We start from the raw sequence: 24,768 nt of genomic DNA, 5'->3' as shown, positions 1-24,768 counted from the left end.
CAGCTGCGGAGGAGTCTGAAATGGGGTTAGTTTGTTGACTGAGAGTCCGAATTTCGAACTCTCAGAGGAGAAATCCGGCGGTTTTGCAGTTGAGAGTCGCAAAATCGAACTCTCAGCTGCAGCGGAAGTGAAATCAGGTTAAACCGAGAGCGAAGAGGCGGCTTAGGAGCATTCGGAATGCGGAGAAAAAGCTTGAACGGCGGGAGGGCAATCCGCCCTTGCGAAACACCATTGAAACTTTGTATAATATACGTTATATACGTTAACGCGATGAGGAAGAAGAGTACGCAGTGCTTTCTTGACAGGGAGAAGACGCCGCAGATTGAGAGCGTCTTTAGGAAATCAGGCTGCCGAAGTTCCCTTCCGAGCAGACTCTTGAAGGTGTACGGCTGTTATTGCCGCACAAGGTAGGGAGTACCGGGTTCCGGCCGATATTCGGACTTTGAGGAATTGCCCCGCCTATTTGCAGGCTGTGGCAGTTTGAATTAGGGTGGTAACACGGTTCTTTCGTCCCTTACGGGGAGAAGGAGCCGTTTTTTTGTTTTCAGAAATGTGATTTGGTTAAAGAAGGGGCTGGATGGAATGAAAGAGCGTTTGGAAGCATTGCGGGTCGAGGCGCTGCAGGAGCTGCAGCAGGTTGACGGTCCGCAGCAATTGAATGATCTGCGTGTCAAATATCTGGGCAAGAAAGGCGCGCTGACGGAAATTCTCCGCGGCATGGGTTCCCTGAGTGCTGAAGAGCGTCCGGTTATCGGTCAAGTTGGTAACGAAGTACGCGCCGCTATTGAGGAAGTCATTGAAACAAAGCAAGCGATGTTCCAAGAAGCCGAAACGGCGAACCGCCTTCGCGCGGAAACGATTGATGTTACGCTGCCAGGCAAGAAACAATCCGCTGGCGCGATTCATCCGCTTAATAAAGTAGCGCAAGAAATCGAGGATGTGTTCATCGGTCTAGGGTACACAATCGCTGAAGGTCCAGAGGTCGAATCCGACTACTATAACTTCGAAGCGCTGAATCTGCCGAAAGATCACCCTGCTCGCGATATGCAGGATTCGTTCTATGTCACGGACGACATTCTTATGCGTACGCACACTTCGCCGGTACAGGTTCGCACCATGAAAGCCATGAACGGCAAACCGGTTAAAGTCATTTGCCCGGGTAAAGTTTATCGCCGCGATGATGATGATGCAACGCATTCGTTCCAGTTCAATCAAATCGAAGGACTCGTTATCGGACCCAATATCCGTATGAGCGATCTTAAAGGCACTTTGCTTCAATTCGTACAGCTGATGTTCGGCAAGCAAGCACAAATCCGTCTTCGTCCGAGCTTCTTCCCATTCACGGAGCCAAGCGCAGAGGTTGATGTCACTTGCGTACAATGTGGCGGTCATGGCTGCCGGATGTGCAAGCAAACTGGCTGGCTCGAAATTTTGGGCTGCGGCATGGTTCACCCGCGCGTGCTTGAGATGGGCGGCTACGATCCGAATGAAGTCAGCGGCTTCGCATTCGGTATGGGCGTAGAACGAATTGCGCTGCTGAAATACGGCATTGACGACATCCGTCATTTTTATACGAACGATCTGCGCTTCCTGAGCCAGTTTGTCCGAATGTGAGAAGGAGGCAAAAACGATGAACGTATCTTATAAATGGTTGAGTGAATATATCGAGTTAAACGGCTATACCGGCGATCAGCTGGCAGAGCTCATGACAAGCGGAGGCATTGAAATCGATGTCGTGGAATCCCGCAACAAAGGTGTTACAGGCGTAGTTGTCGGTCATGTGCTGACACGCGAAAAGCATCCCGATGCCGATAAGCTGAGCGTTTGTACGCTCGACGTAGGCGGCCCGGAAGTGCTGCAAATCGTATGCGGTGCTAAGAACGTAGCTGCAGGACAGCTTGTTCCGGTTGCAACGATCGGCGCCGTATTGCCGGGGGATTTTGCAATTAAACGTGCGAAACTGCGCGGTGTAGAATCCCAAGGAATGATCTGTTCAGCGAAGGAGCTTGGTCTGAACGAGAAGCTTCTGCCTAAAGATCAGCAAGAAGGCATTCTCGTGCTGCCGGAAGGTACGCCGATCGGCGCTTCCATTCTGGATGTGCTCGCTATCGATGATGAGGTGCTGGAGCTTGATTTGACGCCAAATCGTTCGGACTGCCTAAGCATGCTGGGTGTTGCCTATGAAATCGGTGCATTGACAGGCCGCAGCGTAACGCTGCCGGACAACCGTGTAAACGACTCGGTAGAGCAAACGTCCGCCTATGTATCCGTTCGCATCGAAGCGAAAGAACAATGCTCGCACTACTCGGCGCGTTATATTAAAGGCGTACAAATCGGTCCTTCTCCGCAGTGGATGCAGAATCGTCTGATGGCTGCGGGCATTCGTCCGATCAGCAACGTAGTTGATATCACGAATTTCGTCATGCTGGAGTACGGCCAACCGCTGCACGCTTTCGACGCGGATAAAGTCGAAGGCGGCCGCATCGTTGTACGTATGGCTAACGAAGGCGAAGTATTGACTACGCTTGACGGTCAAGACCGCAAGCTTGAGCCTCATATGCTGGTTATCACAAACGGTAAAGAACCTCTGGCACTTGCAGGCGTTATGGGCGGCGCAAACTCCGAAGTAACCGCTTCGACGGTTAATATTTTGCTGGAATCGGCTCGCTTTGATGGCGGTACAATTCGCAAAACCTCGCGTCAAGTTGGCTTGCGTTCGGAATCGAGCGTTCGTTTCGAGAAAGGCGTTGACCCGGCACGTGTTATACCTGCACTTGATCGCGCGGCTTCGCTAATGGCGAAATATGCAAGCGGCCATGTGCCTGAGGGCATCGTGGAAGAACTGACCGAACAGCCGAAGGATGCGGTAATCAGCGTATCCATCGACAAAATCAACCGTTACCTCGGAACAGAGCTCGTGAAGCTCGAAATCGAAACGATTTTTGGCCGTCTGCAATTCCCGTTTGAATTGTCGACTGATGGGGTATTTACTGTAAGTGTTCCATCCAGACGCGGTGACATTACTCGCGATGTCGATTTGATTGAAGAGGTAGCGCGTTTGTTCGGTTATGACAATATCCCGACAACGGCAATCGAAGGCGCTGCAACACCGGGTGCTTTGACAAAGCCGCAGGCGATTCGCCGCGAGCTGCGCAAACGTCTGACGGATGCCGGCCTTCACGAGGTAATCAGCTACTCCTTTACCCATCCAGATCGGACGAAGTTGTTCCCGGCTCTAGCTGGAGCGGATTTGTTCCCAGTTCGACTGGCGCTTCCAATGAGCGAAGACCGCAGTGTATTGCGTACCAGCTTGCTTCCGCAATTGCTGGAAACAGCCGCGTACAACCGGAATCGCAAAAACGACGATGTAGCGATCTTCGAGATCGGCAGCGTCTTCCATACGGATGAAGAGGCACTTACTCGTTTGCCTCATGAGAAACACCGTCTTGCCGTTCTATTGACTGGCAATCGTAATGTGACAGAGTGGAACCGTAAAGCAGAAGCATACGATTTCTACGATTTGAAAGGCATTCTTGAAACGTTGGTTGAAGTGCTTGGCGTTAGCGGCTCGATTAGTTATGAAGCAGCTCAGCCGGAGCATATGCACCCGGGCCGTACGGCAGCGGTTGTATTCCAAGGCGAACGCGGTGCACAAACAATCGGCTACCTAGGCCAATTGCACCCGACTACACAGATTGATCATGATCTGGCTGACACGTATGTGCTCGAAATCGAGCTGGCGCCGCTTTATGCCGCTGCTGATTTTGACATCGTATATAAGGCTCTGCCTCGTTACCCGGCTATGGAGCGCGATATCGCAGTTGTGCTCAGCCGCGACGTTGCAGCGGGCAAGCTGATCGATGCTGTTCAAGAAACAGCAGGTGCGTTGCTGGAGTCGGTTCGTATCTTTGATATCTTTACCGGAGAGAAGCTGGGCGCTGATAAGAAGAGCGTCGCGCTTTCACTCGTGTACCGTCATGCGGAGCGTACTTTGACGGACGAAGAAGTAACAGAGCGTCATGCAGAGGTTGTAACAAAATTGGAACAATCTTTTGCAGCGGAATTGCGTAAATAGGCAGGAGTTGACCTTTGCCGCATCGAATTAGTTCCTTGCGAACAAATCTCGGTGCGGCTTTATTCTATTTTGCTGGATTATCGGCATGGAAAAGCTTGTACAGCAAGGCTTGCCCGGAATGCTTTAGAAGTGGAAGAAGGCAACGATTGTCGCATTGAACTCATTTTTCACCCTTGAACCTATAGGAGGACATGCCCTCATGAACGCTGCCGATCGGACACGTGTAACCGTTGATATATTTGGAAACCAATTCAAATTAGCTGGTCACAATAACCCTGACTATATCAAGCGCATTGCAGCGCTTGTTGACGAGAATATGAATAAGCTGGCTAAGGGCTATCCACGACTGGATGTGCCTAAGATCGCTATGCTTGCTGCAGTACATATGGCTGAAGATGTTTTTAGATTGCGTGTCGAAAATGAACGGATGCACGAAACCGAGGAGCGCCGTAAAGCGGCCGTAGCGGAACTGGAGCAGGTGAAACTGATCGTGGATACGCTGCACGGTCAGCTCGACGCTGAGCGGGTGAGCTCGGAGGCGGCGCTGGCGAATGCGGAAGCAGCGCTAGTCGCGGAGCGGGCGAGTGCGGAGGCGGCGCTGGCTGCGGCGCTGGCGAATGCAGAAGCGACGCTGGAGGCGGAGCTGGCTGCGGAGCGTGCAAGTGCGGAGGCGGCGCTAGCGGTGGAGCGGGCGAATGCGGAGGCGTCGCTGGCGGTGGAGCGTGCAAGTGCGGAAGCGGCGCTGGCTGCGGAGCGAGCGAGTGCGGAGGCGGCGCTAGTCGCGGAGCAGGAAGAAGCGGAAGCGGCAATCGAGGCGGCGCGCGAGGAGCTGGAGCAGACAAGCGCGATGCTGCAGGGGCGCTTGGAGCAAGCGATTGGCGCAGCGGAAGCGAAGCTGGCGAGCGAGCAGGAAGCCGCGCTGGCGGAGCAAGTGCGCATGCAGGCGGAGCGCGAAAGAGAGCAAGAGGTTTCGCGAGCAGAGATCGAGCGATTGAAAGCGGAGCTTGCGCGTGAGCAAGCGGAAGCGCGAGCTGAGCTGGAGCGGTTAAGAGCGGAGCTAATTGCTGAACGTGAAGAAATACAAGAGACAGCGCGTTTCGAGCTGACTTTAATGCAAGAAGAGCATGAAAGCGAGCAAGTCGCAGCTCAAGCAGAGTTGGCCCGAGTCCAACAGGAGCTGTCTGCGAAGCTGGAAAGTGAGCAAGCAGCAGCGCAAGCGGAGCTTGCCCGAGTTCAACAGGAACTGACAGTGAAGCTGGAAAGCGAGCAAGCTGCTGCTCAGTCGGAGCTGGCTCGAGTTCAACAGGAATTGACCGCGAAACTAGAAAGCGAGCAAGTCGCTTCTCTGGAGGAGCTTGAACGTACTAGAGCGGAACTTAAGGCAGAGATTTCGTTTGAGCAGGAAGCAGCGCAAGAGGAGCTTACACGTGTGACTGCGGAATGGGCGGCGAAATTAACAAGTGAGCTGGAAGCAGCGCGCGCTGAGTTTACGCACGTGAGAACAGAGCTGGAAGCGAAGCATTCACGTGAACTGGATGCATCGCAAGCAGAACTTGAGCGGGTTTGGGTGGAACTCACCGCTGAGCGTGAAAGTGAGCAAGCCGCTTCACAAGCGGAGTTGGAGCGCGTAAGCACAGAGCTCGCAGCCGAACTGGAAGCAGTCAGAGAAGCTTCGCGCAAAGCACTTGAGCAATTGCAGGAAGAATTCGATCGTGAGCAGGAAGCGGCGCATGAAGAGCTGGAGCTGGTCAGCTCGACATTGCAAGGCCGGATGGAGCAAACGATTCATGCCGCAGAAGCGAAATTGGCAAGTGAGCGCGCTACCGCTGAAGCGAATCTGCTAGCTGAGCGCGAGGCAGCAGCGGCTAAGCTGTCTAGTGAACTTGTAGCAATGGAAGCAGCGCTGACTAGTGAACTCGAGGCAGTGGAAGCGAAACTGGCAAGTGATCGCGCAGCCGCAGAAGCGAATCTGCTAGCTGAACGCGAGGCAGCAGCAGCAAAGCTGGCAAGTGAACTTGAAGCAATGGAAGCAGTGCTGACTAGTGAACTCGAAGCTGTGGAAGCGAAACTGGCAAGCGAGCGCGCAGCCGCAGAAGCGAATCTGCAAGCTGAACGTGAGTCAGCAGCAGCTGCACTGGCTAGTGAACTTGAAGCAGTGGAAGCGAAGCTGGTAAGCGAGCACGAAGCCGCAGAAGCACAATTGCTTGCTGAGAAGGAAGCTGCGGTTGCGAAGCTGGCTAGTGAGCTTGAAGCAGTGGAAGCGAAGCTGGCAAGTGAGCTCGAAGCTGCGGAAGCTAAGCTTGCGCAATTGCGCGACTCGCATCGCACAGAGCTTGAAGAACTGCAGATTACGCTGGAGCTGGAAATAGAAGCGCAGTCGCTGGCTGTTATCGAAGCGCGCGAAGAGCTAGAACGCACGAAATTCGCCATGGAAGCGCAGCTGGAGCAAGTGCGTGAAACCGCGCAAGCAGAGCTTGACCAGGAGCGAGAATATACAGCAGTCGAACTTAAACAGCTGCATGCCATTCATCAAGAAGAGCTGCAGAAAGAACGCTCACTGCAGGAAGCAACCGCAGAAGCGGCGGCAGGACAACTGGAAGAGACACGGTTGGAAATGCAAGCTCGGATCGAGCAGGTGCGTATTGCAGCAGAGGCCGATGTGGAGCGCATTCGTCAGGTTGCTCGCGAGCGCTTAGAACGGATGCGCGGCGAGGCCGAGCGAGCTGCGGAGCAAGCCGCCGCAGCCGAGTTGAAGCTGGCACAACAGAGCCAAGCTGCTCGCGAAGAGCTCGAACAGGCACAAGCGCAAGCCGCCGCCCTCTTGGAGCGGGAGCAGGCTGCCGCAGCTGCATTGCTCGAGCAGGAGCGAGCAACCGCACAACTGCTGCTTGATCAGGCGCTTCAAGAAGGCGAAGCGGAAGCATCTTCCATCACAGCTGCCTACAAGCGGGAGTTTGAAGCTATACGCGCAGAAGCTGAGAGTCGCTATCTCTCACTGACAGCGGAACAGCAGAACCGCGAGAACGCGTGGCAGCAAGAGCGCGATCTGCTCGCTGCGCAGCTTGATGAGATGCGTAAGGAGCTTCGTTCCATGCAAGATCAGCTTGCCCTGGAACAAGAGAAAGCCGAATTGCTTGAGCTGGAAGCGTTAGAAGAAGGTGAAGCACTCCGCTCTAAGGCTGCACGTCTTGAGCAGGAACTTCGTGAACATGAGAGCAGAGCGGAGCAAGCGGAGCATTGGCTTACCGAGCAGCAGCAGAAGGACAGCCGTCGCAGTGCAGCGCTTCAGCAGCAGGAAGAGCAGCTGGATGTACTTCGCAGCGAACTGAAGGCAGCGCAGCAGGCAGTGGAAGATAGTCAGCTGGGGCAATTGATGCTGGAAGAACAGCATGAGCGTATTATGCGTGAAGCGAAGCAGCTTGAGGAGCGTAACGAGCAGCTTTCAGATCGCCTGCAAGCGGCGGAAGATCGCGCGGCTGACTTGATGCGCGAAGCTCGCCAGCAAATGGCCGAAGCGGAACGGATCGCGGACGAAGCCAGTGTGAAGCTGATGGATCAAGTGCATGCAGCTGACTCGGAGATTACGCTGGCCAAGCAGCAAGCTGCTGCCCATGCCGAAGCGGAAGCAGGCTTGCTGGAGCAGCTACTGCTGAGCGAGGAAGAAGCTGAGAAGGCGAAGGCGCAAGCCAAGCAGGTTAGCGCAAGACTTGAAGAGCTTGAAACATCGCTTTCCGAAGCCAATCAGCTGCAGGCGACCCATGATCAGCTTCAGATCGAGCACGGTAAGCTCAAGATTGAATACTCGAAGCTTCAGACGGAGTACAATGAATGGATTGAACTTCTCGCTGACAGTTAGTTTGTCGAATAAAGTAGAAGAGGGCTATGCTGCACGCCGGTTTCTTAGGAAACCAAGCGAGCAGCACAGCCCTCTTGTCGTTTAATAAACAACAATCGATCCGGTTGCACCATCAGATGGTAATGCGGCCAAACGAAGCAAATCACCGGTTACTTGATGCGGATCCTTGCCTGTTGCATGCATCTCCGAACGGATTGTTCCGGGATTAAAAGCATTCACGAGAATGCCGTATTCATGCTCCTCGTCCGCGGTTGTCCGCGTGAGCGATTCCAAGCCTGCTTTGGATGCACTGTATGCGGCATATCCGCCGGCTCCGTTTGACGCCAAACCGGACGTGATATTAATGATACGACCATATCGCGCTTCACGCATGGAAGGCAGCAAGGCATTGGTCATGAGAAAAGGACCTGTCAGATTAATGCTGATTTGAGTAGCCCACTCTTCAGATGTGAGTTCAATGACTCGTCCGGGCTCTAAAGCTGCAGCATTATTAATAAGGATATCTACGCGTCCGAATGATGCTAACGCTTGATTGACTGCGGATTGTACGGCCTCGCCGCTGGCAATGTCACATGCAATAACGAGCGCATTGCTGCCTGGACGAACCTCCTCGATGAGAGCAGCTGTTTCCTCCAGTTTCCCTTGGCGCCGGCCGAGGAGTACAACTTGAGCCCCTTCACGTGCAAAATCGATCGCAGTCGCTCGGCCAAGCCCTGTGCCCGCACCTGTTATTAGTACCACTCGTCCATCCACTGTTCTCATGTAGTCCACCCTCTTCGTATCGTTGTCAACATCGTAGCAAACAACATGGGACTATAGGAATAGCGCAGCTATAAGTCTTTCTTATACGATGCTAACAGTGAAACGGATATATTCCATAAAGCGGCTTCAAAAACAACCTTGATTAGTATTCCTGATAGAGTGTATTAAATATTGGAATACATCGCAGAACATAAATAACCCGTCCAGATGATACTGAACGGGTTATTGCTTGCTATGATAAGCATGCTGGATTACTCGACGACAATTTTGGCAATCATTTTGGAATGGCCGGTGCCGCACATAATGTCGCAATGGAATTCGTATTCCCCTGCATCATTAATCGTGACGACTTTCGGTTTACCACTGTTAACCGTCAAGTTATTGAGGTCGGGTACTTCCATGTTGTGAACGCCGTCTTCGGATTCCAGCGTAATTTGAGTCGGTTCGCCTTTCTTGATCTTATAGACCGGCTGATCGAACTCGAAACGGGAAGCTTTGATTACGATGCTTGCAGAAGCAGCTGCACCGGTTTCTTCAACACCGGAATCTGCATTGTTAGTGTCGGAATTTTTCGAACCGCATGCGGCTAAAACGAGTACGGCTGCAACAAGCATAAAGGACATGAGCAGTAATTTTTTCACCAGAGAACGCTCCTTCATGAATCGGATAGTTATGAACTCCTCTAGTATACCGTTACCGGAATAAAATTACTGTGACGATCTGTTGAATGCTTGTCAGTTGCTTAGTGCTCTCGTCCTGCTTCATACGGCGTGCTGACCGGAATGAACAAGTCGATGATCCCGATCACCAGCGCGGCCAGGATAGCTCCCAGCCAGGTGACGGAAACGCCGCCAACAATGAACTGCGCGACCCAGATAACAAGAGCACTGGCCAAGAAACCGACGATGCCTCGACCGAATGGCGAGACACGTTTGCCGAAGATGCCCTCGACGATCCAGCCTAAAGCCGCGATGACAAGCGCCAGGAAGAGCGCGCTCCAGAATCCGCCGACGCTAAATTGAGGTACAATATAGCCGACAATCATTAACACGATCGCTGATACAATGAATCTGACCACGTGACCCAGGAAATGCATAGTGAAAAACCTCCTACAAAGTTTTTTGACAAAAGCCTCCTGACCACACTTGAGCGCGAATAAGCGCATGGATCAAAAGCATTGGCCAGTGTTCGGAGAAGCTTACCTTCTCGTGTAGAGGTATTGTTTCCTTTTTTGCATCTGCCATTCATGTAAGCTCAGGATCGTGGCATACGCCGCGTTGTTCGGCTATAATAGGAAACGAGAGGAGTGTTCTCGCTTGGACAAGAAAATATTACAAACACTAGACTATGCCAAAATTGTATATAAATTAGGACAGCATGCAGCAACTGCGCTGGGTAAATCAGTCGTGGATGCGCTTCATCCCAGCTCTGACCTAGAAGATGTGAAGCATGCGCTGCAAGTGACGGATGAAGCTTACAAAGCGGATCGACTTAAAGGAAGCGCTCCTTTCGGAGGCATTGCCGACATTAGACCTTCGCTGCTTCGCTCACGGATCGGCGGAACGCTGAATCCGGCCGAACTGCTCGAAATCGCCGAGACGGTAAGAGGTTCTCGTCGCCTGAAGCGACATGTACAGGGCCTGCACGATGATCATCCAATCCCGCTGCTTGCCGCTACGGTTGAGCAGTTAACGGAACATAAATCGCTGGAAGATGCAATCTTGCTATGCATTGATGATCAGGCTGAGGTAATGGACAGCGCGAGTGTGGAACTTGCATCTATTCGCAGAGAGCTTCGCAGCGGCGAAGGCCGTGTGAGGGAGAAGCTTGAAAGCATGATTCGCTCTTCGTCCGTACAGAAGATGCTGCAGGAAACCATCATTACGATCCGAAATGACCGCTATGTTATTCCCGTGAAGCAAGAATACCGCGGCAGCTTCGGCGGTATTATTCACGATCAATCCGGTTCCGGGGCAACGTTATTTATTGAGCCCGAAGCGGTTGTTGTGCTCAACAATAAGCTGCGAGAGCTTCGTTTGGCTGAAGAGCGCGAAATTGAGAAAATCCTTCAAAAATTAACAGCGCTGACGGCAGAATACGCCGATGATTTACTGCTTGATCTGGACCTGTTAGGTCTTCTGGATTTTGCCTTTGCCAAAGCTCGTCTTGCCCATGTGATGGGTGCTACGATGCCTGGCATGAATGATCGTGGCTACTTCAAGCTTCGCCGCGGCCGCCATCCACTGATCGATCGCGAGCATGTCGTTCCGATCGATGTTGAGCTCGGCAATGATTATACGACGATTATCGTAACCGGTCCGAATACAGGCGGTAAAACGGTGTCATTGAAAACAATCGGCCTGCTTAGCCTTATGGCGATGTCCGGTTTGTTTGTTCCGGCTGAAGACGGCAGTCAGTTATGCGTATTTGACGCGTTGTATGCGGATATCGGCGATGAACAAAGCATCGAGCAGAATTTAAGTACGTTCTCCAGTCATCTAACGAATATCATCCGCATTCTTAAAAATATGACGCCAAAGAGTCTTGTTCTGCTTGATGAGCTTGGTGCGGGTACGGATCCCGCTGAAGGATCAGCACTTGCCATCGCAATTCTGGAGCACATGCACAAGCTTGGCTGCCGTATCGTGGCAACAACGCACTACAGTGAACTGAAAGCTTACGCCTATAACCGCAAAGGTGTCATCAATGCGAGTATGGAGTTTGATATTGCGACACTTAGCCCGACCTATCGCTTACTGATCGGGGTGCCAGGGCGAAGCAACGCTTTCGCAATTGCCGAGCGTCTTGGCCTGCAGCGGGGCATCATCGATCATGCGCGGGGCGAGGTCAGTGAAGAAGATGTACGCGTTGAAACGATGATTGCCTCATTAGAAGAGAATCGCATCGGGGCCGAGGCAGAGCGAACTACCGCAGAGGCACTTCGCAAAGAGCTTGAAATGGAGCGTACCCGTCACGAGAGTGAACGGCAGAAGTTCGAGGAGCAGAGAGAGAAGCTGCTGGCAAAGGCACAAGACGAAGCACGCGAAGTCATGCTGAAGGCGAAACGTGAAGCTGAGCAGATTATTGCGGACCTGCGCAAATTGGCACAAGAAGAAGGCGCAGCAGTTAAGGATCATAAACTGACTGAAGCGCGGCGTAAGCTTGATGAAGCAACTCCTGAGAAGAGCAAGTCGGCGAAAGGCCAGCAGACGAAATCGAGCAAGCCGCAGCGGATTGAAAGCGGCGATGAGGTTACGGTGTACAGCCTTGGCCAGCGCGGCCACGTTGTAGAGGTTAACGGCAATGATGCGCTTGTTCAGTTAGGCATACTTAAGATGAAAGTCGCGTTAAGCGACTTGGAGCTGATGAAGCGTGCGGAATCCGGCAAGACGCAGCAACCCAAGATTGCAGCAAGCCTCAAACGAACTCGCGATGAGAATGTTCGCTCTGAACTTGATTTGCGCGGTACGAATTTGGAAGAAGCGATGCTGGAGGTAGACCGATTCCTCGATGAATCGTTCTTGGCTGGATTCGGGCAGGTTTATATCATCCACGGCAACGGAACAGGTATTTTGCGTTCGGGCATCAGCGATTTCCTTCGCAGGCATAAGCATGTGAAGAGCTATCGCCTCGGTAAATATGGTGAAGGCGGCTCTGGCGTAACGGTAGCGGAACTTAAGTAAGACGGGTGGGACTTCGATATGGAACATGAAATCGACGAATTGCTCAGCAATCATTTTGCAGCCTCGCTTGCATATGTTTCGGTGACGGTGCTGGCTTTGCTTGTTTTCTTGTATTTATTTGAATTTGTAACCCGTTATAAATGCTGGCAAGAAATTAAACGCGGCAATCTGGCAGTGGCGATGGCGACAGGTGGCAAAATCTTCGGGATTTGCAACCTGTTCCGTTTCTCCATCGAAGCGAATGAAGGTGTGTATCATAGCTTGGTGTGGGCGACGTATGGCTTCGCACTGCTTATTGCTGCCTATTTATTATTTGAATTTCTGACACCTGTTTTTCGAATTGATGAAGAAATTGAGAAGGACAATCGTGCGGTTGGTTTCATTGCCATGATTATTTCGGTCTCGCTTTCTTATGTCATTGGTGCAACGGTTGCCTAACACGCAATTCATGAACGAACACGACACTCAATAACTGCTCGGAGGCTCGACCGATGAAATATTTATGGGGAACTTTGTTTGCATTAGCAGCGTTATTTGTTATTTTTGGCATCTTTTATTTACTACAATAATTGCGAAATAGAAAGAAGGTATCGGCATGAGCGAGAAAAATGATGAACAGCCAATCTGTCCATGGTGCCACACTGAAATCGTATGGGACGAAGAAATCGGTCCGGAGCGTAATTGTCCACACTGCGATAATGAATTGTCAGGCTACCGGACGTTGACGCTAGGCGGCGCAGAGCCAGACGAAGAACTGGACGATGAGATGGAAGAAGTGGATCTGGATGAGGACGGCAGCTGGATGGAAGATGAAACCCGCGATCTGTCTGATCTAAGGCCTTATAACCGAGATCAGCTTGCGCTTGAAGAAACGATGGCGCGAATTCTGGATGAACAGTTGGAAGCGCCGGAATGCCCTTCCTGCCGGGAGTTCATGCTTGAGGCCGGCACACAAATCATCACGCAAGAGCAGTTTAAACCAAGAACGCCTGCTGCGCTCGGAGAAACCATTGTTTCGACACCGTTCCAACTGCAGCTGTATGTATGTCCGTCCTGCTTCCATACGCAGAACCGTCTGTCGGTACAAGATCAAGAGCGGTTGGTTCACCTGCTGACTAAAGCAGTCGATCTGGAAGACTAGCATTGGATTGAAATGCGCTGAGAAAATGCTGCGAACCGTAGTGCGCCGAATGGGAACTTATTGTAATTAAGCCTTTTCCGGCATGTTAGGTCTCTAATGGGGGCACCTTACGCCTAGAAAGCTGCAACTACATCATGCAGCAGGCGGGAGGGATTATGTTGGAGCAAGGCAAACATGCCGTGCAATCACGCTGGTTCGCGGGAAAATCCCAGGAGAAACTGCGGACGGTTTCAAGTGGAGGCAGCAAACGTGATTATGACAGCCGCGCTTTGGACAGCCAAGCGATTTTGCTGCTCGCCGTCCAGGCACTGCTCGGCACAGCGAATGCGTTATCCGGCACGTTTCTGCCGGTTTATCTATGGAAAGCGAGCCAATCCTTCGCTTTAATCGGCTGGTTTAATTTTACGCAGTTTATTGTAAGCGGACTAACGTTCTGGCTGGCTGGCAAATGGGTGAAGGAGCATAACAAAATGAACAGCCTCCGGCTCGGCGTCGCGCTGTCCGGAGTTTTCTATTTTGTCGTATTGATGCTGGGAAAATCTGCGATTACGTATATTGTCCCGCTTGGCGTGTTGATTGGGATCGGCAACGGCTGCTTCTGGCTCGCCTTTAATGTTGTTTACTTCGAAATTACGGAGCCCGGCAATCGGGACCGATTCAATGGCTGGGCAGGTCTGCTTGGCTCAGGCGCGGGCATCATAGCGCCTTGGATCTCGGGCTGGCTGATTACAGCTAACAGCGGGGAACGAGGCTACAGCATTATTTTCACCGTATCCTCGATTATCTTTGCCGTTGCAGTTGTCCTTAGCTTCTGGCTGAAGAAACGTGAATCCAGTGGGAAGTACGAGTGGTTTCAAGGACTGCGTGTGCTCAAAGAGCGAGGTAACCCTTGGCGTTATGCGGTTCCCTCGATTATTTCGCAAGGGGTGCGCGAAGGCGTATTTATGTTCTTGATTGGTCTGCTCGTCTATATCGCAACCAAGAATGAAGGAAAGCTTGGCAATTTCTCGCTGATTACCTCGCTCGTTGCATTAGTGAGCTTCTGGCTGATCGGACGTCTGTTGAAGCCGAATCGAAGACGAGTGGCGATGCTGATCGGAGCCGTCGCGATTACGGCCATTATTGGCGTATTGTTCTGGCCGATTAGCTATCAAACGCTGCTTATATGGGGTCTAGGTACGGCGCTCTTCATGCCGTTATATATCATTCCGATGACCTCGGCTGTATTTGACCTCATCGGCAGTGATGAGGACAGCGCGAGGCAGCGGGAGGAGTATGTCATTCTTCGCGAGGCCGGTTTAACCGTTGGCCGGATCATCGGAGTGACTTCTTATTTGCTTATTTTACCGTATATTAACCGTTCCCCTTATGTAGTTCCATCATTAATGCTGATCGTAGGAGCTTTTCCGGTTGTGGGCTGGTGGCTGATGCGTTCCGTGCTGGGGAGGGTGAATGGCAATCATGAACGAGCCTCATCGCGAGGCTGACAATGGAAGGTAGGGCTGTGTATGCCCCGTATTGTAAATAATGTAACCGAGCTAATTGGCGATACGCCTGTCGTTGCGCTTCGGAGGCTGCAACAGCCGGGAGCTGCGGAGGTGCTGGTGAAGCTGGAGCGGTTCAATCCAAGTGGAAGCGTGAAGGATCGAGCGGCTTTCGCACTCATCGAGGCAGGAGAAGCGAAGGGGATGCTGAAGCCTGGCTCAACGATCATTGAGCCGACCAGCGGGAATACCGGCATCGGGCTTGCAATGAATGCGGCGGCTAGAGGCTATAAGCTGATACTTGTCATGCCGGATAATATGACGAAGGAGCGAATCGGACTGCTGAAGGCTTATGGAGCAGAGGTTGAGCTGACACCGGCAGCAGAACGAATGCCGGGTGCGATCAAGCGAGCATTCGAGCTGCAGGCAGAACGTCCGGGGAGCTACATACCGAATCAGTTCGAGAATCCGGCGAATCCGGCCATTCATCGAACGACAACGGCGCAGGAAATCATCCGCCAAACCGATGGACGTCTCGATGTCTTCGTTGCAACGGCAGGAACCGGCGGCACAATTACGGGAACCGGAGAGGCACTGAAAGCCGCGATTCCGGGACTTTATGTAGCCGTAGTGGAACCCCTTGGGTCGCCTGTATTATCTGGCGGCAAGCCGGGACCGCATAAGCTTGTCGGCACGAGCCCGGGATTTGTGCCGGCTATTCTCAACACCTCGATTTACGATAAAATCGTACAGGTGTCCGATGAAGACGCAATCGAGACGATGCGTCTGTTAGCCCGCCAAGAAGGGCTGCTCCTGGGTCCTTCCTCGGGAGCTGCCGTTTGGACGGCAATGGCGGAGGCCCGCCGAATTGGAGATGGCGGGCGTGTACTTTGCATCGCCCCGGACAGCGGCGAGCGATACCTGAGTATGGGATTGTTTTAATCGCAGCATGCTGCATTCGAACGCAAACCAATCTGTTTGCAGAAAGCTGCAATCGAAGCTATGCTTCGAAGCAAGCTTTCTGCTTAATCCACCCAATTATTAAGCTCATCTTGTACAATGGCCCTGCGTTCTTCGATATAGCTGATAAACAATTGCGGCTCATCATCGAAAGCGTATAAGGGCCATTTTCGCGTGAAATCATCTCGAATGGCAGGCCTCAAATTCTCGTACAAATCGGCTATGATCGGTTCAATGGTTTTAACCGTGAATTTGTTCGCGAGTAGATTGGTTAAAATTTTACGATAGATTTGTCTGTACGATTTGTAGGACAACACTTTCCGAGTTAGCGTATTATATCCCCTGACGTCCACCAGATCGCTGCCGCAAAGTCTCCCATAGCAGTTGCGGCCCCAGGTTCCCTCATAATCCCACGGAATAATGCGGTACTTTCCACTCTTGCTATGCTCATAAAGAGCGTAGTTCTGATCAAACCCGTCATAATTGCCCGTTAGAACAGCACCAGCCAGCCATTTCAAATACACATAGACATCGAGTCGATAAGCAATATAGCTCTTCAAGGAACTATTCACTGGGTTGTTAATCCGTTTCACGAACTTTATCAGCTTCGTCTTCGTTTCATCCGATCCTTTCATAACACGGTAGCCGTCGAAGAGTGATTCTTTCAACTCGCCGGTTTCCGAATCGTAAAGGCCGAAGTTTGCTTTATCGTTAACCGCGTAAATTAGGGCTTGCGAACCGATGCTTCTTCTACGGAAAAACGTATCATCAACCGATTCGATTTCCAAATAAACGCCGTGCGGATAGCCGTTCCATTCCAGCCACATATGTCTGGTTCTTGGCGAGGGCACGTTGATCATATTGAAGAAATGGAAGGAGAGCGCATTACGAATCATAGAAGGATCATCGACTTCCGCATTCCAGTGCAAAATTTGATTATTTCCATAATGAATTTCGTAGGATTTCTTCGGATAATTTCTGGTGTGACCGCCGCGGAATCGCAGCTGTGCATCTATCGTCTTTCCGTTCATCTCCAGCTTGACGGGAGCAAATTCATTGCTCCATACATTGGATTCCAGCCTCTTCAAATCCTCGTTGTTGATCGTTATTTTTCGAGTAGGCAGTCCTTCCCCGGACATTAGACCATCTCCTTAGGCAAAAGATAAAGCCTATCGCATTCGATAGGCTTCAGCTTATTTACACTATGCGGGTAGATGTCTATTGGTCACAGATTATCTGCCGCGGGAGCCGTTGGAACCGCGGGAACCTTGGGAGCCGCCAGAGCCACGGGAGCCTTGGGAACCGCGGGAACCTTGGGAGCCGCCAGAGCCGTGGGAGCCGTGGGAGCCGTGGGAACCTTGGGAGCCGCCAGAGCCGCGGGAGCCTTGGGAACCGCGGGAACCTTGGGAGCCGCCAGAGCCGCGGGAGCCTTGGGAACCGCGGGAACCTTGGGAGCCGCCAGAGCCACGGGAGCCATTGGAACCGCTAGAGTTACGCGAGCTAGTCGCTACCGGACCAAACAGCTTTGCTAAAGAATAGCCCCAGGAACCGTTTGTATCTTCAGTAGGTTGTGTAGCAGGCCAACCGCAAGAACCATTGGATCCTTGAGTGCCGCCAGTACCTGGCGAAGAGTTATTGCCATGGGAGCCCTGAGTACCGCCAGTACCTTGGGAACCGCGCGAACCGTTGGAGCCACGGGAACCTTGAGAGCCGCCAGTGCCGCGCGAACCGTTAGAACCGCGGGACCCTTGAGTACCGCCTGTCCCATGAGAGCCATGGGAGCCTTGGGAACCGCCAGTGCCGCGCGAACCGTTAGAACCGCGGGAGCCTTGAGTACCGCCTGTGCCTTGGGAACCACGAGAGCCGTTGCTTCCTTTTGTCGATTTATTGTTGTTGTTGGACAATTGAGAATTCATCTCCTTTTAATAGATTCTATACAAGCTATGTCGCGAATCTAGTAATCGAACTGGGTCATATGCTTAATCTTATAGAAAATAGATATCAATCTAGTACCGCTGACATATGGGATACATATAAATACATTATAAATTGTCTCCCATGATAGATTTCACCGGGGCAAGTAATGGAGGGATGAATGTCGAAGCGAGATGGATGAACCGGTATTTTGGTAGTCGTGATCGTAACGTAATTTGCACCGGTGGTCTACGTGGTACAGGTCAAAATCTATTAATTATGGAGGGATTTTGGTATGGATGTCAGAAGCAACATGAACAGTGCAGTTAGCTACAAACCATTTGGAGCGCTTGCAAGCCAAGAAGCAGGAACAAACTCATGCTGCAACAACAACAGAAGCCACAGAAGCAACAGAAGCCACAAGAGTCAAAAAAGTCATCATTCGGGAGGTCATAATTTCTTGGAATCTCAAGTAGGTATGGTGGTTCGCATCAACCGCGGCGGCCCTGAGTCGCTCGAAGGAAGAATGCTCGCTGTTAAAACAGGTTATCTTGTAGTAAAAACTAAAGATGGTGTCGTATACGTTAACTCTTCGCACGTGAAAAGCGTAACGGATCTTCCAGGTCAAACCAGCCGTTTCTCGCACGCGAAATTTGTTGAAGCTGACAGCTTTCCAGGCGTACTTCGCAACCTGACTCGTAAATTCGTGCAAATCAACTGGGGTGGCCCTGAGCGCATCGAAGGTTTCGTAGCAGGCGTTGGCAATGAAGCACTGTTGCTCGTAGTTGGACCTGAATTGGTTCAAATCCCGCTCTACCACATCAAAACCGTTAAAACAGCAGGTGCATATGCAAGCGGCGGCAGCAGAGGCAGCAAAGGCAGTAATGGCAGCAAAGGCAGCAGCGGCAGCAGCGGCGGCAGCGGTGGAAGCGGCGGAAGCGGCGGCACAGGCGGAAGTGGCGGCAGCGGCGGAAGCGGCGGAAGCGGCGGCAATCGTTCCGGACGGAACAACGCAACGAAGAAAACCAGCAAAAAAGGAAACAAAAAAACCGGCTACTATGGTGGTAAATAAGGCTGATTGCAAGCCGGGGCGAACGAAGTCTGCCAGCCCCGGCAGCAGCCTTGCTATCCCTCTCATTCACATGCAGCATTAGTATCACGTATGCCATTCATCTGTTGATCTAGCTATCTTCAAACACATTCTATCGGGGCTGCTGTATCTTAATTACCGCACACAAATACCTAGACGTATCTCGACCTATCGCGTTGTTTAAGTCTACGAGACACGTCGGCAGCAGAGATCGTATCTACGTTACTATGGATGAAGCTAGCAGCATGCAATGGCATAGTCACACGAATCGATTGTCGAATGACAGCTGGTAACGATTTGGCATTAAGGTTGTCCTCGCAGCCCGGGCTGGGTTCTTCCTACGGATCCGGCCTAGGGGTGCCGATCGAATGGATGTCTGCAGCCGGAGCCATACTCCTACTTGAGTCAGCAGTTTTGTCCGGCCGTAGTTCGCGAGATTTGGCAGCGATGGCGCCCTGGAATATCCTCTTGTTTGCGTTCGGTATGGATAGGTTGTGGACGGCTTACAGCGATCATACTCCCGAACAGTGGAAGAATCCGCCTTCTGTTACGTTGTCATCCCGGCAGGACTGTTTGCCAGTCTACCCTGTCTATTTGTATGAACGCAATTAATAGGATGAAAGGAGGTCGATTTTCATGAAACATCGTCACCCTTTATTAGACCGTTATGTCGAGCTTGATATTTCGGGAAAAACAATTCCTATTCGCGGCAAATTGATTGATATAGGTCAAGATATTCTCGTGCTTCATAACGGTACGCAATTTCTCTATGTTCCTTTAATCCATTTGCAGCAGCTCCGTCTTGCCAAAAGTGAAGCCCAAGAAATAGACGTACCGGAACTGCCTTTCGAACCACAAAATGATCCCATTTCCTATCGCAAAGTGCTGATGAATGCCAAAGGGATGTTCTCTGAGCTGTATATTACCGGCAACCAGTCTATCCATGGCTATCTCACGAGTGTGATGAATGATTTTTTCGTCTTTTATTCACCGGTGTATCATTCCGTCATTATTTCACTGCATCATCTCAAATATTTAATTCCCTACAATCCTAACGTGACACCTTACACCCTGACCCCGGAGCAGTTTCCGCTTAAACCATCTCCAATTACACTGGCACGTACCTTTGATCAGCAGCTTAGAAAGCTGATAGGCGAGTTCGTTATTTTGGATCTCGGCGAGAATCCGAACAAAATTGGTGTCCTCAAAGGGCTCGACCAAAATATGATCGAATTATCGACAGCAGGCGGAAATGCGGTATATCTGCACTTCGATCACGTAAAGACGGTCCATCTTCCATAACACGTACCCTCACCGGCTTCTTCCCCTGCACGCGGAGAAGCCGGCTACATAGGAAATGATTTTTGCGGGAATGGTATTCAAGTATTGCACGAATTGGAAATACAGGAGGGAACACAATGCTTCAGCCGATAACTGCCAAAGAAATGGAGTATGTGGTGGATTCGTTGTCAAACGAAGATTTGCTCATCAAACAAAATGCGGTCATGGCCGCTTCAGCGACAACACCAGCGTTAAAGCAAGCAGGTTTGCAAATGATTCAAACCCACCAGCAGCATACGCAAATGCTGCTTCAAGCGCTCAGCCAGCACCAGCAGCTGGCACCGACTCAGCCGCAAAATTAAAGGAGGAACAGCATGTTTCAACAACAAGGACAAGCCCAGCCGATATTGTCAGATGAAGACCTGGCCTACACGGTCTTAGCAGACCTAAAGCGTGTTGTTCGCGAGTATGCAACAGCAGCCACTGAATCAAGCTGTCAAGAAATTCGTCAGCTGTTTACTAATTTAATGAACAGTACGCTGCAGATGCAGGGACATCTCTACAAAATAATGGAGCAAAACAATATGTACAGCGCATCATCAGCGGCGCTGCGCCAAGAACTAGACAAGCAGCTGAAGCAAAATCAACAAACCTCACAGAAGACACAGCAGTTTCTGCAGCAATTGAATCTTGGGTATGGCGGTTATCGCAGCGCACCTGTTTACGGACAGTATCACCCACCACAACCTCCTAATCAAAGTCCAGGGCCGGGAAATGCCAATCCTTATTACATGTAACCTCCGTGCCGCCATATAGCTGTCAAACACAAGAGCTGCCGCGAAATGCGACAGCTCTTGCATTATTTTCCGGTTGACTACATGATTTGGTTGTCCGTAGTAGGCGGGCTGCCGCGCTTTTCTACTTTGCAGGATGCTTGGATTCGTTGTAATATAGTCTTTATAGCTATTTCACATCGCGGGCTTGTAAGCTTCGCGGACGATTTGAAGAATCAGGAGGGTTTGACGATGAATGAACGGAAAATGCAAATACTTGAACTGCTGAAAGAAGATGCAAGACGCAGCGCGGAACTGATCGCGACTATGCTGGACGCGCCAGCGGCGGAGGTGAAGCAGGCGATTGCGGAGATGGAGCAGGATCACGTCATCGTCAAATATGCGACCGTTGTCAACTGGAGCAAGGTTGAAGATGAGAAAGTAACTGCACTTATTGAAGTCCAAATTACGCCTGAGCGCGGCCGCGGTTTTGAAGGCATTGCGGAACGCATTTATTTATATCCGGAAGTGAAATCGGTTTATCTCATGTCGGGCGCCTACGATTTGCTCGTCGAAGTACAAGGGAAAACGCTTAAAGACGTCGCTTCCTTCGTATCCAATAAGCTGTCCCCGATCGATGCCGTACTTTCTACCAAGACCTTTTTTATTCTTAAAAAATATAAGCAAGACGGCATTATATTCGAAGAGCATGAAGACGACCACCGTCTTCTTGTCTCGCCGTAAAGGATGAATTGCTTATGATAAAAGATGAAGAGAAGCAAAGCGGTACGTTGACGCGCCGCACATCGATGGCTGATTATTTGTCTCCGCAGGTAAGAGCCATTAAACCTTCCGGTATCCGTAGGTTTTTTGACTTAGCAAGCGGTCGTAAAGATATTATTACACTTGGTGTCGGTGAGCCTGATTTTGTAACGCCGTGGCATGTGCGTGAAGCATGCGTCTATGCGCTTGAAATGGGTAAGACACAATACACTTCGAATGCCGGAACACCGGAGCTCCGTGAAGAGATCGGGATCTATATGGACCGTGAATTCGATGTGGCTTATAACCCGGCGAATGAGATTCTCGTGACCGTAGGCGGAAGCGAAGCGATTGACCTTGCGCTGCGCGCTTTAATCTCGCCAGGGGATGAAATCTTAGTTCCGGAACCCTGTTACATTTCCTACTCACCAATTACAGCGCTTAGCGGCGGTGTACCGGTCGGTGTAGAAACCTTCGCGAAGGATCAGTTCAAGCTGACGGCGGAATCACTCAAAGCAGCGATTACACCTCGCTCGAAAGTGCTTATCCTCTGTTATCCGAGCAATCCAACAGGCGGTATCATGACGTATGAAGATTGGCTGCCGATTGCTAAAGTCGTGGAGGAAAATGATCTTATCGTCATTTCCGACGAAATTTATGCGGAGCTCACGTATGGCTCTAAGCATGTCAGCTTCCCTTCGCTGCCTGGCATGAAGGATCGTACCATTCTGGTCAGTGGTTTCTCGAAGTCGTTTGCGATGACGGGCTGGCGGATCGGTTACGCTTGCGGCCATAGCGAGCTCATCTCGGCTATGCTGAAGATCCATCAATACACTGTAATGTGTGCATCGAACATGTCACAGGTGGCGGCGCTTGAAGCACTTCGCAATGGCATGGATGAGAAGAACCGTATGGTGGAATCTTACAACCAGCGTCGTCGACTCGTTGTGCAAGGGTTCCGTGATATCGGATTGCAATGCCATGAGCCGCAAGGCGCATTCTATGCATTCCCGTCCATAGCCGGACTTGGTTTGACTTCCGAGGAATTTGCCACGGGACTGCTGAACGATCAGAAAGTTGCAGCGGTACCTGGCGATGTATTCGGACTTGGCGGAGAAGGTCATCTGCGCTGCTCTTATGCGACTTCCGTGAATCAAATTACGGAAGCGATTGAGCGGATTGGCATCTATGTTAGGAAACTTAAGGGAAATTAAAATAGGGATACTCATTTTTGTAAGACTTTGTTATAATTTAATAAAACTTTATAAACGCAATGCACAAGCGTCGTTAGGTTTTGTTGAGTGATGACAGGAGGGATGGCCATGACTTGTGCGAAAACGGGTCTTAAGCTTTTGTCCTCATCATCTATACGCCGATTGGAAGACGAAATATATGCGCTGCGCATGAAGATGGAACAATCTTATGTCGAAGAAGCAACATTCGGCTCCGAGAAAGTGATTGACTTAAGCCGCCGTCTGGATAAGAAAATAAATGAATATATGCAATTTAGAAGAAGCTGGGCACAGCAGTCGTAAAGACACGCGCCGTTGATTCTTCGCCTGAGAAGGGGTCCTTAACAGGGCTTCTTTTCTTTTTTGCAACTCGAAGAGGAGTTTAGGAATACCATGAAATCACCTACTAATTTACGAATATTCAATTTTTTGTATTTTTCATTACTGGCGATGTTTATTTCGTTTCTGCCGGTCTATCTGGATGCCCAGGGGCTGGCTGCGACGAAGATTGGATTTATTATTGGCACAGGCGGCTTTGTTTCGATCTTCGCTTCACCACTCTGGGGAATGATTAGCGATCGGACCAAAACCATTCGGAAAGTGCTGCTGCTGCTCATCTTCTGCTCCACTATTATCGGTTACCTGCTATATGCCTCAGGCAGTTTTATTCTACTGGTCGTCTTTACGATGCTGCTCTACTTCTTCTTACTGTCGATGGATCCATTAACGGAAAGCTTGAATTTCCAAACGGCTGAAGCTAGAGGCGTTAGCTACGGTTCTATTCGGACGTTTGGCGCTCTCGGTTATGCAGTCATGTCGCTGGCCGTTGGTTATGTGATGCTCTATTTCGGTGTGGAAGGCATGGCTCCACTCTTCGCGGTCATCGGCGTAATCAGTTTCATCGTTTGCTTCACTTTAGCGGATGCACCTGCTGCCAGCAAACCGGTCAAGCTGAAGAAGCTTGGACAATTTCTCACCCACCGAGAAACGCTGATGTTCCTCATTCTAATCTTTATTGCGGCTGTTCCATCGCGAATCAATGATACGTATCTAGGTGTCTATTTGCGAGCGCTGGGCGGTGGCCCAGAACTGATCGGACAAGCATGGTTCCTCGCTGCCGGGACTGAAATTCTTGTGTTTGCCCTTAGCTTCTGGTGGATGCGCAAGGGCAGGGAGCTTGCGCTGATCGCATTTGCCAGCCTATTCTACTTTGTGCGTTTCTTCCTATCGGCTTGGATTACTGATCCGCATATGCTGGCTTATTTGCAAGTGCTGCAGATCTTTACGTTCCCGATTTTCTATACCGCAGCCATTCAATATCTGTACCGCATTGTTCCCGAGGAGTGGCGTGCAACAGGCCAAACCGTGCTGGCACTTCTGTTCTTCGGCGTATCCGGCATCGTCGCCTCTTACGCAGGCGGATGGTTATATGAGTCGGTTACCGGCCATACCTATTATTTAATCATTGCAGGGCTGTCATTCTGCGCGCTGCTGTTCAGTCTCGTTCTTCTTTCTCTCCATGGGAAAAAGGAGCATGGCGGCAGACAGGGAATCCCCGCCAGTTCGGCGGAATGAAGTCTGCTGTGCGGGCATATGTGCTATAGTGGAGCTATTGTGTTGTTAATTCGTTGATCTTAATAATCAGCGTAAACAGCAGCGGAGCGGGCGGAATCGTTGTGTAGAAGCGTCAGCGTTCGCCTTTGTACTTCGAACTTCTACCGATAAGTCAGTTATCAATTCAAAGAAGTTCGAAGG

General features: G+C 51.0%; 22 protein-coding genes. 17 read left to right on the top strand and 5 right to left on the bottom strand.

Going from position 1 to position 24,768, the window contains the following annotated elements:
* Window positions 1–582: 582 nt before the first annotated feature.
* From pheS to AC506A_RS29335, 3 genes are all read left to right on the top strand, one after another.
* Entirely contained in the window at window positions 583–1,614 is a 1,032-nt protein-coding gene (gene pheS, locus AC506A_RS29345) for a phenylalanine--tRNA ligase subunit alpha (RefSeq protein WP_495464559.1), read from the top strand.
* Between the two features lie 16 nt (window positions 1,615–1,630).
* Window positions 1,631–4,075, top strand: a complete 2,445-nt coding sequence (gene pheT / locus AC506A_RS29340) for a phenylalanine--tRNA ligase subunit beta (protein ID WP_495464558.1) — start codon at window positions 1,631–1,633, stop codon at window positions 4,073–4,075.
* Between the two features lie 199 nt (window positions 4,076–4,274).
* Entirely contained in the window at window positions 4,275–7,931 is a 3,657-nt protein-coding gene (locus AC506A_RS29335) for a hypothetical protein (protein ID WP_495464557.1), read from the top strand.
* Between the two features lie 81 nt (window positions 7,932–8,012).
* Here the strand turns inward: AC506A_RS29335 and AC506A_RS29330 are convergent, their stop codons facing one another.
* The 3 genes from AC506A_RS29330 to AC506A_RS29320 form a co-directional block, all read right to left on the bottom strand.
* Window positions 8,013–8,693 (bottom strand): SDR family NAD(P)-dependent oxidoreductase, encoded by a 681-nt coding sequence (locus AC506A_RS29330; RefSeq protein ID WP_495464556.1) that lies wholly within the window; start codon window positions 8,691–8,693, stop codon window positions 8,013–8,015.
* Window positions 8,694–8,944: 251 nt separating this feature from the next.
* Entirely contained in the window at window positions 8,945–9,334 is a 390-nt protein-coding gene (locus AC506A_RS29325) for a cupredoxin domain-containing protein (RefSeq protein WP_495464555.1), read from the bottom strand.
* A gap of 101 nt (window positions 9,335–9,435) precedes the next feature.
* Window positions 9,436–9,789, bottom strand: coding sequence for a phage holin family protein (locus AC506A_RS29320; RefSeq protein ID WP_112880474.1), 354 nt, complete (start codon window positions 9,787–9,789; stop codon window positions 9,436–9,438).
* A 220-nt stretch (window positions 9,790–10,009) separates the two neighbouring features.
* Between AC506A_RS29320 and AC506A_RS29315 the strand changes: the two genes are divergently transcribed.
* The 5 genes from AC506A_RS29315 (at window position 10,010) to cysK (ending at window position 15,943) form a co-directional block, all read left to right on the top strand.
* The gene (locus AC506A_RS29315; protein ID WP_495464554.1) at window positions 10,010–12,376 is read left to right on the top strand and encodes an endonuclease MutS2; all 2,367 of its coding nucleotides are present in this window, start codon (window positions 10,010–10,012) and stop codon (window positions 12,374–12,376) included.
* 18 nt (window positions 12,377–12,394) lie between these two features.
* Window positions 12,395–12,814, top strand: coding sequence for a DUF350 domain-containing protein (locus AC506A_RS29310; protein WP_495464553.1), 420 nt, complete (start codon window positions 12,395–12,397; stop codon window positions 12,812–12,814).
* A gap of 157 nt (window positions 12,815–12,971) precedes the next feature.
* Window positions 12,972–13,517, top strand: coding sequence for a hypothetical protein (locus tag AC506A_RS29305; RefSeq protein WP_495464552.1), 546 nt, complete (start codon window positions 12,972–12,974; stop codon window positions 13,515–13,517).
* Window positions 13,518–13,672: 155 nt separating this feature from the next.
* Window positions 13,673–15,004: an MFS transporter gene (locus tag AC506A_RS29300; protein ID WP_495464551.1), complete on the top strand. Its 1,332-nt coding sequence runs from the start codon at window positions 13,673–13,675 to the stop codon at window positions 15,002–15,004.
* Between the two features lie 21 nt (window positions 15,005–15,025).
* Window positions 15,026–15,943: a cysteine synthase A gene (gene cysK, locus AC506A_RS29295; protein WP_495464550.1), complete on the top strand. Its 918-nt coding sequence runs from the start codon at window positions 15,026–15,028 to the stop codon at window positions 15,941–15,943.
* An 83-nt stretch (window positions 15,944–16,026) separates the two neighbouring features.
* Here the strand turns inward: cysK and AC506A_RS29290 are convergent, their stop codons facing one another.
* Window positions 16,027–17,100: a CotH kinase family protein gene (locus tag AC506A_RS29290; RefSeq protein ID WP_495464549.1), complete on the bottom strand. Its 1,074-nt coding sequence runs from the start codon at window positions 17,098–17,100 to the stop codon at window positions 16,027–16,029.
* Between the two features lie 93 nt (window positions 17,101–17,193).
* Window positions 17,194–17,865 (bottom strand): hypothetical protein, encoded by a 672-nt coding sequence (locus AC506A_RS29285; protein ID WP_495464548.1) that lies wholly within the window; start codon window positions 17,863–17,865, stop codon window positions 17,194–17,196.
* A 470-nt stretch (window positions 17,866–18,335) separates the two neighbouring features.
* Here AC506A_RS29285 and AC506A_RS29280 point away from each other — a divergent pair, with 470 nt between their 5' ends.
* The 9 genes from AC506A_RS29280 (at window position 18,336) to AC506A_RS29240 (ending at window position 24,588) form a co-directional block, all read left to right on the top strand.
* The gene (locus AC506A_RS29280; RefSeq protein ID WP_495464547.1) at window positions 18,336–18,947 is read left to right on the top strand and encodes a DUF6897 domain-containing protein; all 612 of its coding nucleotides are present in this window, start codon (window positions 18,336–18,338) and stop codon (window positions 18,945–18,947) included.
* A 297-nt stretch (window positions 18,948–19,244) separates the two neighbouring features.
* Window positions 19,245–19,577 carry a hypothetical protein gene (locus AC506A_RS29275; RefSeq protein WP_495464546.1) on the top strand — a complete coding sequence of 111 codons (333 nt, stop codon included), beginning with the start codon at window positions 19,245–19,247 and terminating at the stop codon, window positions 19,575–19,577.
* Between the two features lie 24 nt (window positions 19,578–19,601).
* Window positions 19,602–20,267 (top strand): DUF2642 domain-containing protein, encoded by a 666-nt coding sequence (locus AC506A_RS29270; RefSeq protein ID WP_090977246.1) that lies wholly within the window; start codon window positions 19,602–19,604, stop codon window positions 20,265–20,267.
* 116 nt (window positions 20,268–20,383) lie between these two features.
* Window positions 20,384–20,608 carry a hypothetical protein gene (locus AC506A_RS29265; RefSeq protein ID WP_495464545.1) on the top strand — a complete coding sequence of 75 codons (225 nt, stop codon included), beginning with the start codon at window positions 20,384–20,386 and terminating at the stop codon, window positions 20,606–20,608.
* Window positions 20,609–20,620: 12 nt separating this feature from the next.
* Entirely contained in the window at window positions 20,621–21,043 is a 423-nt protein-coding gene (locus AC506A_RS29260) for a spore coat protein (protein WP_495464544.1), read from the top strand.
* A gap of 228 nt (window positions 21,044–21,271) precedes the next feature.
* A complete protein-coding gene (locus tag AC506A_RS29255) occupies window positions 21,272–21,763 on the top strand; it encodes an Lrp/AsnC family transcriptional regulator (RefSeq protein WP_090977785.1) in 492 nt (163 codons plus the stop codon).
* Window positions 21,764–21,777: 14 nt separating this feature from the next.
* Window positions 21,778–22,995 (top strand): aminotransferase class I/II-fold pyridoxal phosphate-dependent enzyme, encoded by a 1,218-nt coding sequence (locus AC506A_RS29250; protein ID WP_495464543.1) that lies wholly within the window; start codon window positions 21,778–21,780, stop codon window positions 22,993–22,995.
* Between the two features lie 108 nt (window positions 22,996–23,103).
* Window positions 23,104–23,316, top strand: a complete 213-nt coding sequence (locus AC506A_RS29245) for an aspartyl-phosphate phosphatase Spo0E family protein (RefSeq protein ID WP_240547782.1) — start codon at window positions 23,104–23,106, stop codon at window positions 23,314–23,316.
* Window positions 23,317–23,406: 90 nt separating this feature from the next.
* Window positions 23,407–24,588: an MFS transporter gene (locus tag AC506A_RS29240; RefSeq protein WP_495464542.1), complete on the top strand. Its 1,182-nt coding sequence runs from the start codon at window positions 23,407–23,409 to the stop codon at window positions 24,586–24,588.
* The last annotated feature ends 180 nt before the right edge of the window (window positions 24,589–24,768 follow it).

It is taken from the genome of Paenibacillus sp. N22P23 (assembly GCF_059383735.1).
The sequence above is the reverse complement of the archived record's forward strand: the minus strand, read 5'-3'. Positions and strand labels throughout refer to the sequence as shown.